Genomic DNA, 13,721 nt, shown 5'->3' on the forward strand with positions numbered 1-13,721 from the left:
AAAAACTGCCTTGTGCTATAAGTGCACTGGCAGTTTTTTAAGTTGCGCTTGCTGATTTTTTCTTTTTCCGATTTCGAAAGAATGCTATGACAAGTAACATAAATGGGATGATAATTTGAAAAGGCCAATGCAAATATATCGGGACTACATGGAGCCCTTCCTTGACATGTTCCGCATAGGTGGTTGCTATTGTCATCGATGCAAATAAAATAATGAACCCGATCGGAAAACTAAGGCTGTACTGGTTTTTAAATTTGAATATATCGGCAGTACCTGCCACTGCTGCATAAAAATATAATGCGATTTTAAAAAAACCGCCGACAACTAAATAGAGCATAAAGAGCACATCAAGACGCTCGATAAAATTGGCTAATTGAATCTTTCCAATCGTCGTCAATAAGGGAAAATTCGACCGTGTAAACAGCTCTGGACCTAAAGAAGCAACATTGATCGCTACAGTAATCGCAATATTTACGCCTGCCAAAACCATCCCCCCGAAACAAACAATTTTGACCTTTTTCGCGTCATTTAAAAACGGGAGCAGCATCGTGAAGACAATCATTTCCCCAAACGGGAAAGTAAGAGTTTCACTAAGAAACGTCTTTATCACAGGCTTCCAGCCATTTTCTAAGATTGGAAGGAGGAATTCGAGATGGATTAACCCGGAAACGGTTACAAGCAGTATGCCGCCAATTGCCATTAAGTAAATAATCGCAAAGAAGAGCTCTCCGACTCTTGCAATCACCTCTATCCCCTTATGAATGGCATAAATAATCGTAATGATCATCAAGGAATTAATCACGATTAGTGGAGTACTTGTGTAGATGGTTGTTGCTAATAGCTCGCCAAAATCTCGTAAAATTCTAGCGGCGCAATAAATGAAATAAACAATATATAAAAAACCTAGAAATCGTCCAATCCATTTTCCCGTTATTATTTGAAGATAACTTGTTAGCGGCAGGTCCTGATAGTAGGAAAAAAGAAGGTAGTAAACAAGAAAAAGCAATAACCCCCCTGCCAATCCTAACAAAATGGCGATCCAAGCATCTTGCTTCGCATCGGTGCCGAGACCAACCAGAATGGCACTGCCCATTTCAAACAAGACAATCAGGATAAACATTTGCGATGCTTTAATTTTTGCCTTTTCCATGGCTCAATCCCCTCGCTAAGGGTTTATTGTTTGAGGTCTTTCCAATATGGATTTGTTCGAATCCCTTCTCTTCTGGTATAGGAATCTACCTTCACATTCACTTCAAGTTCGGCGAATTGCTCATCCCAATTCGCTTTTATTTTCTTCCAAAGCTTCGGGTCTTTTCTGTGAACCCTTTCACCGAAGCCAAATATATCGCATTTCATTTTCTGTGCCTCTTTTACAGTGGTTAAAATTTGTTTCTTTATTTCTTTTTCAATTAGTTTATCAATTTTCTCGATCTCTTTTGGGTTTGTTAAGTCTACATCGGTATTTGCTTCGCTAATCCAGCCCTCATCTTCAATTGCGATCTGAATGACAGGTTTCCCCTTGTTAACCTTTGCCGAAACCTTTGTTTTTGTTCGGATTGTCGCCATACTTATCGCTTTCTTTTTTCCATTCCAATTTATATTCACATCCGTGCTTTTAACCTTATTTAAAATCCAAACCACCCCACGGGCATTTTCGTGTTCAATCCAGCCAATTAATTTTCCCTTCTTAAAGACAGCTAAACCATCAGCGGCAAGAATCGCTTTTGTCTTTGTATTTTGCAGGTCTTTCGCTTTCCCGGCCATTTCGATGTCTCCAATCACTCGAAAGCCATTGACTACTGGTTCTATTCCATCACTGACGAGCCCGGCTAGGAAATCATCGATATTGATTTGCATATTCTCACCCAACATCGCTTCTGTCACTTTAATCTCTTTCGTAATCTTATTGACTGGCAGTTTATCGAGATTAGCAAGTGAAGAAACCAATACTTCTGCAGGAGTTCCTCTCGTAATGACCATTTGCGTTGTGGTTCTAAATTCCGGGTCGCGGTCGAGTGCATCCATGATGTTAAGAAGTCCATTTTTCGCAATTTCTTCACTGAAGACGATTAAATTGGTGTGCGCATAATATAACCGGCGTGAAACTTTTTTGGTCACACTTCTTGCTGCTTCGGTTAACGTGTCGCCGGTACTGGAATAAATCGCAATTGGCAGGCCCTGACCCGCTCCCCCGCCTTGCATTAAGGAAACATTACCAGGAATAACGATTTGGAAGGAAACGTTAAACTTATTGTCTTTGCCCCTGTCAATCCCCAGCGCCATGACAAATGCAAGATCGGTCAATTCTTTTTGATTCCAACAGGCACTTAGGACTGGTAAACACATGACGATTATTAAAGCTGTTATAAAAGACTTTCTCATCATGATTCACCTTTTGGAGCTTTACCATCTTCCTGTGTTGGAGGACCGGGTTTTTGATGTTCTCCTGTTCTTATCATATTTCCCTGACTAATAAACTTCGGCCTATTTTTCATTGCCCAAATGGGGAAACGGACAAAGACATCCTGTTGATTTCGAAAATTAAATGGTGCAATCGGCATCATGTAAGGGATTCCAAAGGAACGCAATGAACATAAATGAATCGACAAAAACATCAGCCCCAACATCACACCATAAAAACCTAACATAGTCGCCAATCCCATCATGAAAAAGCGAATTAACCGTGCCGCAATCGCCATCGCAAAACTCGGTGTTGAAAAATTGGCAATCGCCGTGATTGAAACCACGATGACCATGACGGGAGAAACAAAACCTGCTTGAACGGCAGCTTGTCCGATAACCAAGGCACCGACAATGGATACAGCCTGCCCGACCGCCCGTGGGAGCCTTAACCCTGCCTCTCTTAATATTTCAAAGGTTACCTCCATAATTAACGCCTCTACAAAGGCGGGAAAAGGGACATTTTCACGCTGAGCTGCAATCGCAATCGCCATCGTGGTTGGAATCATCTCTTGATGAAAGGTAGTCCCTGCAATATAGATAGCGGGTCCAATAATAGCAATATAGAAGGACAATATTCGTAAAATACGAATTCCTGTGGAAATATCAAAGCGGGAATAATAGTCATCCGGCGCCTGGAAAAATTGAATAAAGACAGCCGGGGCCGTGATAACAAACGGGGTCCCATCCACAATTATGGCAACCCTGCCTTCAAGGATATGCGATGTCACTACATCCGGTCTTTCTGAATGGTACGTGGTCGGAAAGGTTGTCCAGGCTTCATCCTCAATCAATTGTTCAATATGACCCGACGATTGGATTGCGTCCATATTGATCCTCTTTAACCTTTCCTTTACCTCCTTAACTATTTTTTCATTGGCAACTCCTTTTATATACATAATGGCGATATCCGTTTGCGACACCATCCCAATTTTCATTGTTTCCAGCCATAAATTCGGACTTTTAATCCGTCTTCGGATTAGGGCTGTATTTACCCGGAGTGTTTCGGTAAACGCATCCTTCGGCCCGCGAATCGATAATTGCGTTGAGGGCTCGGTAATGGCGCGCATTTCCCAACCCTTCGTTTCAACATTAATGGCTTTATTGTAGCCATCTAAAAAGAAAATAGTATTTCCCGAGAGAATGGAATCAAATACCTGATTCCATTCAGTTGCAATCTGGAAGCTGCCCAGGCCTACTGCTTTATCAGCCATTACCTGAAAAGGTTCTTGCCGGCTATCGAGTTCCTCATCCGACAAGGATTCTATAAAAAAGTCGCAAATCAGTTTCTCATCTGCTAAGCCATCAATATAGACAACGGTTCCCTTGTGCTGGCAAATCGTAAATTCACGGAACACTAAATCCGTACTGTTTCCTAATTCAACCTTTATTCGTGAAACATTGTCTAGATAACTCCTGAGAATACCTTGCTCTTCCGGTTTTTGTGGATCCTGCTGCTGCCTATAATTATCGTTCTGCCGTTTTTTTTGTTTATTTTTCAACATTTTAGACAAAATCGACACAATTTCTGCCTCACTTTAGCTAAACTAAAATTATTTATCAATATTGGATAGATTACCCAAAGGATTTCCAATTATCCCTGCATATTAATTTGCTAGGAACAAAACAATAAAAATATTACATTCAGAAGGTGACGCGGTTGAAACTTTTCATCGTAACTATTTCTTTAGCTCTTGCTTTGTTGTGCTTAATTATCGGCTTAGACATTTTGATGGGAATTACAAAAAGGGGAATAATTTGGAAGGCTCTCAATCCGTTTAGAGTGATGGAACCAGCGGAATATATCATTGTCACGCTGTTTTTTTTGTTTTTCTTCATTAAAGCAATCATGTCCTTCTTTAAAAAACGGAAGAGCAGTACTACCTCTAATTAAATGGAAAGAAAGCCCGCTTTACATTGGGCTTTCTTTCTGATTTGTTTCATGGATTTCTGCTGGTGCTTTCCTTTTAAAAAGAGCTAGCAGCCACTTGATTCTTTTCTTTCGTTTCATTTTCCTTTCCAAATTCGGTCCGTACACATATCGATTCCAACTAAAATAGATTAATTCCTCGATGATCAGCAGTAATCCAAAAAATAGTCCACAAATAGTTATCCAAAATGACATATTAAGGACCCCTTTTCAAATAGATGATTCATCCTATTCGAGATTCAACTAAAGAAGTACCAACTATGTTACGCTTACCATTCTTTTACAATTACTTTCTCACCCTTATTTTATCAGAAAAGTTGCAAAACAGTAGACATTTTGCCTCTACATGTAGTACTTTTATTTTGGATTACGAAATTTTTCAAGGGGGAATAATCATGGAATATCGCCGCTTAGGAAAAACAGGGTTGAAGGTAAGTGAAATTAGTTTGGGCAGCTGGCTTACATATGGTGGTTATGTGGAAGAACAAAATGCAGCTGCATCGATTGACAAAGCGTACGACTTAGGGATAAATTTTTTCGATACAGCCAATGTTTACATGCGCGGTGAAGCCGAGATTGTCGTCGGCAAGGCTCTTAAGAAGTATGTCCGTGATTCGTATGTATTGGCCACGAAGGTATTTTGGCCAATGGGCGATGGACCAAACGACAGAGGGTTATCGCGCAAACATGTCATCGAACAATGCCATGCAAGTTTAAAACGTCTGAACACGGACTATGTTGACATTTATTATTGCCATCGATTTGACGCTGAAACACCGCTCGACGAGACATTGCGTGCCGTAGATGATCTTGTCCGCCAAGGAAAGGTGCTATATGTGGGTGTAAGTGAGTGGACGGCCGAACAAATTTCCGAAGCGGTACATCTCGCTGATAAGAAGCTTCTCGACCGGATTGTGGTCAATCAGCCGCAATACAGCATGCTGCAGCGCTATATTGAAAAAGAAGTCCTTCCAGTTTCCGAAAAGCATGGAATCGGGCAGGTCGTTTGGTCGCCGCTTGCACAAGGTGTCTTAACGGGAAAATATAAAAAGGGTGAAAAGGCCCCAGCGGGTACTCGCGGAGCACAGGAAAAATACAGCAGCCTATCTGGATTTTTATCCGACGAAAATCTCGATAAAGTAGAGCTATTAAAAGGAGTGGCCCAAGAAAATGATCTTTCGCTTGCCAACCTTGCCCTCGCCTGGATTTTAAGACAAAGTAATGTCGCAAGCGCATTAGTGGGTGCAAGCCGTCCAGAGCAAGTCGAAGAAAACGTTAAAGCTTCCGGTGTGAAATTAAGCGCGGAAACACTTGCAACAATCGAGGATATTTTAAGATAACATAGTAATGCCTCTGGATTTTATGTCCAGAGGCATTTCATGTTTATTTTTTAAGACGCATTTGGCAGATTTCAGTTAAACTGTCTCTTCCGCTTTTGTAACTCTGAATTTATTACCGGCAGTGAAGAAAATGATACTTCCGAGCGTTACGAGTGCGATTACCCAAAACATGATTTGTCCTTGGAAATGGCTAAGCAGATACCCGCCGAATACCGGTCCGAGAAAGTTCCCAATCTTCCGGAATTGGGCGGCTCCGAAATAAGTGCCGCGCAAATGTTCCGGGGCAAGCTGATCAATCATCATGCTGTTGGAAGGAAAGATTAATATTTCTCCCAAGGTTAATAAGACGATGGCAACTATAGCGGTCGCCCAGCCGCTGACAAAGCTAAAACCAACCAATCCTACCGCCATGAAAACAGCACCAACTACCATGACCTGCATTATCTTGAATTTTTCAGCAAGATGGCTAATCGGCATCTGCAGGACTACAACCATTACCGCATTTATTGTAATCAGCATCGAAAAAATAAATACGCCATTTTCGATGGTTCCTTCTAATATTTGCGGCAAGTTAGAATCAATTTGAACATAGCCCATGTTGACCAAAATGATGCCGATAATTAAATATCGTAACGCCTTATCTGTTTTAATAATCCGAAAGGCAGCGCCAAAGGATACAACCTTCTTGCTATTTTCTTCTTGCGATACCGGCACGACAAGCCGTTGTAAAAAGTAAACCAAAACAAGTGCGTAAAGCAAATAGATTGTCCCCGTTATCGCAAAGGACAACTTTGCTGAGGTGCTAGCTAAATACGCACCGATAAGCGGACCAACAGATGCACCGATATTCATCGCGGTATATCGTAACGAATACACCTTCATTCGCTTCGTTTTTTCCGTTAAATCAGCCATCAACGCTTGTGCTGTTGGTTCAAAGAACGAGTTACTAAGCCCGTTTAAGGCGTTTAACAAGATAAACCATCCTTGTCCTGTTGCCACAGTGAACCCATAGTAAACAAATGCTACCATAAACAACGAGACGAGCATGATCGGTTTACGACCAAACCTGTCTGATAAGTGGCCGCCAATAAATCCCCCCACCGTCCCCATTAACGGACTCATCCCGACAGTTATCCCGATAATAATCGGTGACAGGTCCATATGTCTTGATAAATAGATTGATAGAAACGGCAGCGTCATAAACGCGGAGCCCCTGGATAACACCGTGCCGATTAACAAAACCCAGACAATCGGATGAAACTGTCTAATATAGTTTTTAACTTTCATCATATGTATTGCCTCACACTTTTTTAGGTACCTATCTAGTTAACCAATTTGCATAAAAATTGTAAAGAATTTTCTTATTGTTATAAAAAAAGCCAACTCCCTAGGGAGCTGACTTGAAAAGATTAATTTGGATCTTCGTATTTTAACGCCCGGTCACTGTCGCCATAGCCCTTTGTAGTTGGGTCCTGAACGAGCCCCAGCATAGACAGCAAAACAAATACGGCATTCGCTAATGTAATGATATAACTCTGAATGGCATCTGTTAATTGAAAATCAGTTATCCCTAATGAATGTAACCCCGCCAAAACTAATTGTGCGACAATCATCAGCTGTGAAATAAACGCGATTACCCAGTTTCGGTTTCTAAAGCGTACTTTCCAGTTAATCATCATCCCATCCCCTTTCCAATTTGTTAAATAAGCTTTCTATTTAACTTATGCTTGTACTAAGAAATGGTTGTCTGCGATTATCATTGGTTTTCGCGATTTATTACACTTCTCTGCGCATCGCTTTTAAGACATCTACTCTCGTTGCCCGTTGTGCCGGGCGGTATCCTGAAATGATCGTCACCCCATAACAAATCACAATACAGATAACCGGTAAAATAAACGGAATATCACTAAAAATGATATTAATCTCTGTCTCTTTTCCGAATGCTTGTTTAATGATTAATGGAATCGCAAAATTGACTGCGTAACTAATCCCGTAAGAAACGAGCGTTCCGATGAGCGCACCGATCAAGCCGATATAGCTGCTTTCAAGCAGAAAAATCCGCTTGATCGTTTTTGGATTCGCACCAATTGCTTTCATAATACCAATATCAGGAGCCCGCTCGGTAACCGCCATCGTCATCGTATTATAAATTCCAATCGAAGCAATAAGAATGGCAATGGTCCCAATAAAGATAAGCCCTGCCTTCGCAATCATAAAAATCATATTGACTTCTTTCAATTCATTTACAACCGAATAGGTCGCGTAGTTCATATCTTTTAACTGATCTGAAATACCTTGGACTGCCTCCATATTTTTCGCATAAATCTTCACTTCATCAAACGAATTTTCATGGACATCTTGGTCCATTGGAACTTCACTATTGGCATCAAGTAAATATCCCTTAGGTGTCCCAGTAAAATTCTCAATTTCTGTTAATATCGTATCAGAAATAAACACACTTCTATCTTCCGCCCACTCTCTTGTCGGCTTCTTCGATATTCCCACCACAGTCAAAGGAATCGTCTTTTCCTCTTGTTTTCCATCCTTCAACTGTCTAACCGTTATTTCAAGTTTCTCGCCGATCAATTTGCCGGTGTAGCGGTATTCTGTCTTTAATTGTCCCTTATTGTCATACCGATCATCAGGAGCATCCTTTACAGCAAGATTTAGCGGGAAATTATAACCCACGACGACTTCATCCTCCCCCTTTGGGAGCCTGCCCTCTGACAACTCAAGACCCGCTTTCACTTCTGATGGGAAGTTCGCGACAAACGTTTGCGCTGGCTCTTGATAGTTTCCAATCGAAAAATTGCCTTCCTGCTGGAGCATTTTTCGTCTAGTAACAGCCTTAACATCTTTAACCTTTTCAAAAATTTTAATATCCTTCTCGCTTACAGGACGAAACCCGCTTTGGTCAGCAACCTCTTTCCCGTGAACATCTATTTGCGTGATGACGCGCTGTTCGGTCATTTCCTTGACAACCGATTTCTGTAAGCCAAAACCAACCGACGCTAGAACAATCAGGAAAGCACAACCCATTGCTGTTGCCAGAATCGTCATAAACACGCGCGTCTTATTTTTCTTCATATTTTGGCGCACAAAGCGAAATTGATCTTTTAGTTGCATACCAATCTAACCTCCTCAACAATCCGGCCGTCCCGTAATTCAATTGTGCGATGACCAATTTCAGCGACCTTATCATCGTGGGTAATAATCAAAAACGTGATCCCCAAATCCCGGTTCAATTCCTTGATAAATTTCAGCAAATCTTCCTCTGTTTCACTATCAAGACTCCCGGTTGGTTCATCAGCAAGGATAATCGGCGGGTTGACTATTAAGGCGCGGGCGATACTGACCCGCTGCTGCTGCCCGCCGGACAGTTCCCCTGGATAATGGTCCTGATAGTCCAGCAGCCCCACTTTCTTCAGCATCTCCTCAGTTTGCTTTCTTCGCTCGCCCTCATTTATACCTTTTAATATCAGCGGCAGTTCTACATTCTGAAAAGCAGTCATACTAGGAATCAATTGAAAGCTTTGAAAAATAAATCCAAGATTATGAATCCGGAAATCAGCAAATTTCGCTTCATTCAGGTTAGAAACCTTTTCCCCGCTAATCCAGATTTCACCCTCTTTAGGATGAATAAAACCGCTGACCAAATTTAATAACGTCGATTTACCCGAGCCGCTTCTGCCGACAATTGTAACAATTTCCCCTTTTTCAACCGAAAAAGAAATATCTCTAAGGACCGGTATAATCGTTTTTCTACCTTTTTTTCCAATCACAAAATCATGGCTTAACTTTTTTACCGTAATCATTATTTCTTCCAACCTCCCTATCACTTCACACTATTAGACGAAGATATTTTATAAACCCCCTACACGAATTTAAAAAAATTTTTCAAACTAGATAAATTGACGTTAAATGGGAATAGTACTTACAAAAAAATGCTTTTGCTAGTCTTTTCAGCCAGAAAAACTTATAATAAATGAATTGAAAAATCCATTTTGAAAGTAAGGAGAATGTATGGACAAGCTGCATTCATTTTGGGAAATGATCGTCCGTTTCTGGAAAAGAAAACACCTCACACAAATTTTGCTCTTAATCCTCCTCGTTGTCGTGCTGTCGGTAATTCTTTATTTTGCCTGGCTCGCCACGAGAGCGAATGTGCAATCGCTCCAGGAAGGCCTAAATGAGCCAACGGTCATCTATGATATTAATGGTAAAGTGGCCAGCAATGTTGCCACCAATCGAACGAAAGGCGTGAAAATCGCGGAACTGCCGAAGCATGTGCCCAACGCAGTCGTGGCGATTGAAGATGAGCGCTTCTATGAACATGGCGGCTTTGATATTAAGGGAATAGCCCGTGCATTTTTCAGCAACTTGCTTCACGGAAGAATTACTGGCGGCGGCAGTACGTTGACACAGCAGTTGACGAAAAATGCGCTTCTATCGCCTGAACGCACTTATAAACGGAAGGCCGAGGAATTATTTTTAGCCGTAAAAATCGAAAAAGTTTATAAAAAAGATGAGATTCTGCAAATGTATCTCAATCAGGTTTATTTCGGGAGCGGTGCCTGGGGAATCGGCAATGCCTCGAAAAAATACTTTAATAAAGACATTAAAGATGTAACCATCAGCGAAGCCGCGATGCTTGGAGGACTCCTACATGCGCCAAATTATCTGGATCCGTATAAAAATTATGATCTGGCGATAAAACGGCGAAATGTTGTCTTAGATAAAATGAACGAGCTGGGAATGATTACTGCCGAAGAAGCCACAAAGGCAAAACAGGAAAAAATCAGCCTTCATGATGGTGGCGGCAGTTATGTGGAGCGAAAATATCCTTATTATGTTGATGCCGTGTTAAATGAGGCGATCAACCGCTATGGATTAACGCAGGAAGAGATTTTAACAAGGGGATACCGCATTTATACCGAAATGGATCAAAGCCTGCAAGCAGGACTTGAAAAAGTGTATCAAAATAACTCGTTGTTTCCAAGGGGAAAAGGAAATACATTAGTTCAAAGCGGCTCTGTGTTAATGGATCCCGCTTCCGCCGGTGTCCGCGCCCTTGTCGGCGGGCGTGGTGAGCATGTTTTCCGCGGCTTTAACCGGGCGACCCAATTACAAGCTCAGCCGGGTTCAACAATAAAACCGCTGGTTGTCTATACACCAGCACTTGAAAATGGTTACACTTATTCATCTGAATTAGTAGATGAGCCAACTACATTCGGTAATTACAAACCGGAAAATTTTTCAAAAACCTTCCAAGGTAAAGTCCAAATGTATAAAGCACTCGAAGATTCGTTAAATATTCCCGCTGTCTGGCTCCTAAATGAGGTGGGCTTAAACAAGGGGCTTGATGCCTTAAATCGATTTGGCATCCCTGTGGAAAAGGCAGACAAGAACTTAGCGATTGCGCTTGGCGGCATGAGTAAGGGAGTTTCGCCGCTGCAAATGGCGAATGCCTTTTCCGCCTTTGCTAATGGCGGAACGCGGCAGGAAAGCCATCTGATTACAAAAATTGTCGGGCCGACAGGGAATATCATAGTCGAACGGAAAGCGAAGACGACAAAGGTGACTTCGGAAAAAGTGGCCGGCAAAATGACCTCGATGCTTCTTAACGTCGTGGAAACCGGCACAGGTAAACGTGCCCAAGTTCCAGGTGTACAAATTGCCGGAAAAACAGGGTCGACCCAGCTGCCGTTTAACAATGTTAATGGTACAAAGGATCAATGGATGGTCGGATACACCGCTAACCTCGTCGGGGCGATTTGGATGGGTTATGACAAAACAGACCGCGAGCACTACCTGCCGAGCTCAAGCTCGGCCAATGTGGTGCCGATTTTCAAAGAAATCATGAAGGAGTCGTCGCGGTTTGTTCCAAAAGAAAACTTTGAGGTAGGGTCGATTAATGCCCAGCTGGCAGGTGAGGCACCTCCAAAGCAAAGCATCAATGAACAAGCGAAGAAAATAGGCGAAGAATTAAATAAAAACGCCCAAGAGATTGGATCAACGATAAAAGAAAAAGCTCCAGGCTGGAAAAAGGGCTTGGACAAGGCGTTATATAAGATTGGAGAAGGAATCGATTCATTAATCGAAAAAGCGAAAAGCATTGGAAAATAGCACGCTAAGAAGCGTGCTATTCTCGTTTTCGGTACTCTATAAATTTGAACTTTTCACTTATTTACTTCTTTTTATTTTTACCGGATGGAAAAATCCACCTGCAAGCTTCATCAATTTCTCTTCTTGATTTGCATCATAAGCGGCAATAAAGCATGTAGCAGGACCTGATGATTTTAAAATATCCACGTTTGTAATGACCATTTCCTGTGAAAACCCTTCATTCGCAAACATCTGATTCAGCTCAGCTAAGATTCCTTTTGAGCCAACTGGCCAAAGCAACACACCATCAACTTTACTTATCTCTTGAAAAATGGAAAGCGGCGCAATAGCATCATTTTGGTCAATCACTTCGTTGCCAACAAGCGCCATCCCTACTACAGCAAATTTCAAATCTTTAGAATAGGCCCTCTCTGTCGTTTGTACAATCGACTTTTTACCGATAACTATTAAGCCGACAGCAGATTGCAGTAATGAAAAATTACTTTCCGTACTGCCTGTAATGGAAACTTCCTTCAAACCAAGTTCTCGCAGCCCCTTTTTGATGCCGCACACTAGCTCTTCCCATGGTTCATTACCGCTAAAGTTGTGGAGCACGACAGAAATGGGCTGACCACCTGCTGCGATACATTCCATGACCGCCACTCTAAACGAATAATAGGCGACCGTTTCGTATGGGACGTGGACAGAATCGTGTTCCTTTATCCCAATCGCGCCGCTATTATCACAAGCGATAATCAAAGACTCCTCCTCATTAAAAGGAATTGTAATAATATCCCTCATTGCTTTGCCTCACGTTTTACCAATTCATGTGTAACTACAGAAGAAAGACGGGGAATCGCCACTAAAGCAATTACTGTATTTATGATGGAACCAATTAGTAGCGACGGAACAATCGCCACATAAAATCCTTTATTCAGTAAAAATATAAATGGTAATGGCGCCACAAATGCATTTCCGAGGATAAAGAGAACACTAGCTGCAATTGTCCGGCGATTTTTGTACAAGACAGCAAATATCCATACGAGTACAGCCATTTCGACTGCAATCAGAAAATGCATCGGTCCCAATGGAAAGCCGCCTACCACTGCTGATAGTAAATGGCCAACTGCACCGACAATCGCTCCAGCACCACCGCCAAATAAAGCTGCTGCTAAAAGGGCTGGAAATGCATCCAATGCGACGCTGCCAACAATTGCCGGAATTTTAATCATCGCAGCAACAGCAGACAAGGCAGTCAGCACCGCAAGCCAGCTTACCATTTTTCCTTTCATCCTACTTGTCATCCTTACGCTTCACATCCCTAAACACTTTCGCACTGCGCTCATATTCAACGTCGTTAACATTTAGTCGATAATTTATGACCCTTGCCAAGGCAAAGAAATAGTCCGATAAACGGTTTAAGTACATTAATGCAAACTCCGGCGTTGTCGTGTCCGCTTTCAACAGCTTTACCACTAATCTTTCCGCTCGTCTTGTAACGGTTCTGGCAATATGAATCGATGCTGAAGGCTTTGTCCCCCCTGGTAAAATAAATCGTTCTAATTCCGGTGCTTCGTCAATAAATTCATCAATTTTCTTCTCAAGGTAATCAATTGATTCCTGGTGAAGCTTTAACTCACGCTTTGTAGACACATTGGCAAGGTCGCCGCCACAGTCGAATAATTCGTGTTGAATTTTTTCAAGATCAACAAGCACATCCTTGAATAACGTCGGTTCAAGCTCTTGGATTGCCTGACCAACAAAGCAATTTACTTCATCTACCGTACCGTAAGCTTCTACTCTTGTGTCATCCTTGTCTACCCTGCCGCCAATAATACTAGTTTTCCCTTTGTCACCTGTTCTTGTGTAAATTCTCATTGGATCTA

The 13,721-nt window shown here is 41.9% G+C and carries 14 protein-coding genes; 3 read left to right on the forward strand and 11 right to left on the reverse strand.

Features of this window, described 5'->3' with window-relative positions:
* Window positions 1–37: 37 nt before the first annotated feature.
* The 3 genes from ACFVSW_RS13600 to ACFVSW_RS13610 are packed head-to-tail and all read right to left on the reverse strand — an operon-like array spanning window position 38 to window position 3,965.
* Window positions 38–1,150, reverse strand: a complete 1,113-nt coding sequence (locus tag ACFVSW_RS13600; protein ID WP_387316801.1) for a GerAB/ArcD/ProY family transporter — start codon at window positions 1,148–1,150, stop codon at window positions 38–40.
* Between the two features lie 23 nt (window positions 1,151–1,173).
* The gene (locus ACFVSW_RS13605; RefSeq protein ID WP_387316802.1) at window positions 1,174–2,382 is read right to left on the reverse strand and encodes a Ger(x)C family spore germination protein; all 1,209 of its coding nucleotides are present in this window, start codon (window positions 2,380–2,382) and stop codon (window positions 1,174–1,176) included.
* The gene (locus ACFVSW_RS13610) at window positions 2,382–3,965 is read right to left on the reverse strand and encodes a spore germination protein (RefSeq protein ID WP_387316944.1); all 1,584 of its coding nucleotides are present in this window, start codon (window positions 3,963–3,965) and stop codon (window positions 2,382–2,384) included. Before ACFVSW_RS13610 ends, ACFVSW_RS13605 begins: the two co-directional genes overlap by 1 nt.
* A 146-nt stretch (window positions 3,966–4,111) precedes the next feature.
* Here ACFVSW_RS13610 and ACFVSW_RS28080 point away from each other — a divergent pair, with 146 nt between their 5' ends.
* Window positions 4,112–4,354, forward strand: a complete 243-nt coding sequence (locus tag ACFVSW_RS28080) for a YczF family membrane protein (protein ID WP_483872048.1) — start codon at window positions 4,112–4,114, stop codon at window positions 4,352–4,354.
* Between the two features lie 18 nt (window positions 4,355–4,372).
* Here the strand turns inward: ACFVSW_RS28080 and ACFVSW_RS13615 are convergent, their stop codons facing one another.
* Complete coding sequence (locus ACFVSW_RS13615) at window positions 4,373–4,585, reverse strand: hypothetical protein (protein WP_387316805.1); 213 nt, start codon at window positions 4,583–4,585, stop codon at window positions 4,373–4,375.
* 200 nt (window positions 4,586–4,785) lie between these two features.
* On the opposite strand from ACFVSW_RS13615, the gene ACFVSW_RS13620 reads away from it, so the two are divergent.
* Window positions 4,786–5,730 carry an aldo/keto reductase family protein gene (locus tag ACFVSW_RS13620; RefSeq protein WP_387316807.1) on the forward strand — a complete coding sequence of 315 codons (945 nt, stop codon included), beginning with the start codon at window positions 4,786–4,788 and terminating at the stop codon, window positions 5,728–5,730.
* A gap of 75 nt (window positions 5,731–5,805) precedes the next feature.
* Here the strand turns inward: ACFVSW_RS13620 and ACFVSW_RS13625 are convergent, their stop codons facing one another.
* The 4 genes from ACFVSW_RS13625 to ACFVSW_RS13640 all read right to left on the reverse strand — a co-directional run bounded on the left by ACFVSW_RS13625 (window position 5,806) and on the right by ACFVSW_RS13640 (window position 9,545).
* Window positions 5,806–7,020, reverse strand: coding sequence for an MDR family MFS transporter (locus tag ACFVSW_RS13625; protein WP_387316810.1), 1,215 nt, complete (start codon window positions 7,018–7,020; stop codon window positions 5,806–5,808).
* Between the two features lie 119 nt (window positions 7,021–7,139).
* Window positions 7,140–7,406, reverse strand: a complete 267-nt coding sequence (locus tag ACFVSW_RS13630) for a phage holin (RefSeq protein ID WP_387316812.1) — start codon at window positions 7,404–7,406, stop codon at window positions 7,140–7,142.
* A 100-nt stretch (window positions 7,407–7,506) separates the two neighbouring features.
* The gene (locus tag ACFVSW_RS13635; protein WP_387316814.1) at window positions 7,507–8,856 is read right to left on the reverse strand and encodes an ABC transporter permease; all 1,350 of its coding nucleotides are present in this window, start codon (window positions 8,854–8,856) and stop codon (window positions 7,507–7,509) included.
* Window positions 8,847–9,545 (reverse strand): ABC transporter ATP-binding protein, encoded by a 699-nt coding sequence (locus ACFVSW_RS13640; RefSeq protein WP_387316816.1) that lies wholly within the window; start codon window positions 9,543–9,545, stop codon window positions 8,847–8,849. The genes ACFVSW_RS13635 and ACFVSW_RS13640 overlap by 10 nt, the downstream gene beginning before the upstream one ends.
* 208 nt (window positions 9,546–9,753) lie before the next feature.
* On the opposite strand from ACFVSW_RS13640, the gene ACFVSW_RS13645 reads away from it, so the two are divergent.
* Window positions 9,754–11,856, forward strand: a complete 2,103-nt coding sequence (locus tag ACFVSW_RS13645) for a transglycosylase domain-containing protein (protein WP_387316818.1) — start codon at window positions 9,754–9,756, stop codon at window positions 11,854–11,856.
* Between the two features lie 57 nt (window positions 11,857–11,913).
* Here the strand turns inward: ACFVSW_RS13645 and ACFVSW_RS13650 are convergent, their stop codons facing one another.
* Genes ACFVSW_RS13650 through ACFVSW_RS13660 form a run of 3 tightly spaced genes read right to left on the reverse strand, consistent with a single transcriptional unit; the run spans window position 11,914 to window position 13,713 of the window.
* The gene (locus ACFVSW_RS13650) at window positions 11,914–12,594 is read right to left on the reverse strand and encodes an ATP-binding protein (protein ID WP_387316821.1); all 681 of its coding nucleotides are present in this window, start codon (window positions 12,592–12,594) and stop codon (window positions 11,914–11,916) included.
* A 38-nt stretch (window positions 12,595–12,632) separates the two neighbouring features.
* Window positions 12,633–13,127: an ECF transporter S component gene (locus ACFVSW_RS13655; RefSeq protein WP_387316822.1), complete on the reverse strand. Its 495-nt coding sequence runs from the start codon at window positions 13,125–13,127 to the stop codon at window positions 12,633–12,635.
* A 1-nt stretch (window position 13,128) separates the two neighbouring features.
* Window positions 13,129–13,713, reverse strand: a complete 585-nt coding sequence (locus tag ACFVSW_RS13660) for a cob(I)yrinic acid a,c-diamide adenosyltransferase (protein ID WP_387316824.1) — start codon at window positions 13,711–13,713, stop codon at window positions 13,129–13,131.
* Between the last annotated feature and the right edge of the window lie 8 nt (window positions 13,714–13,721).

Source organism: Neobacillus sp. NPDC058068, from assembly GCF_042885335.1.
Taxonomy (GTDB): domain Bacteria; phylum Bacillota; class Bacilli; order Bacillales; family Cytobacillaceae; genus Neobacillus.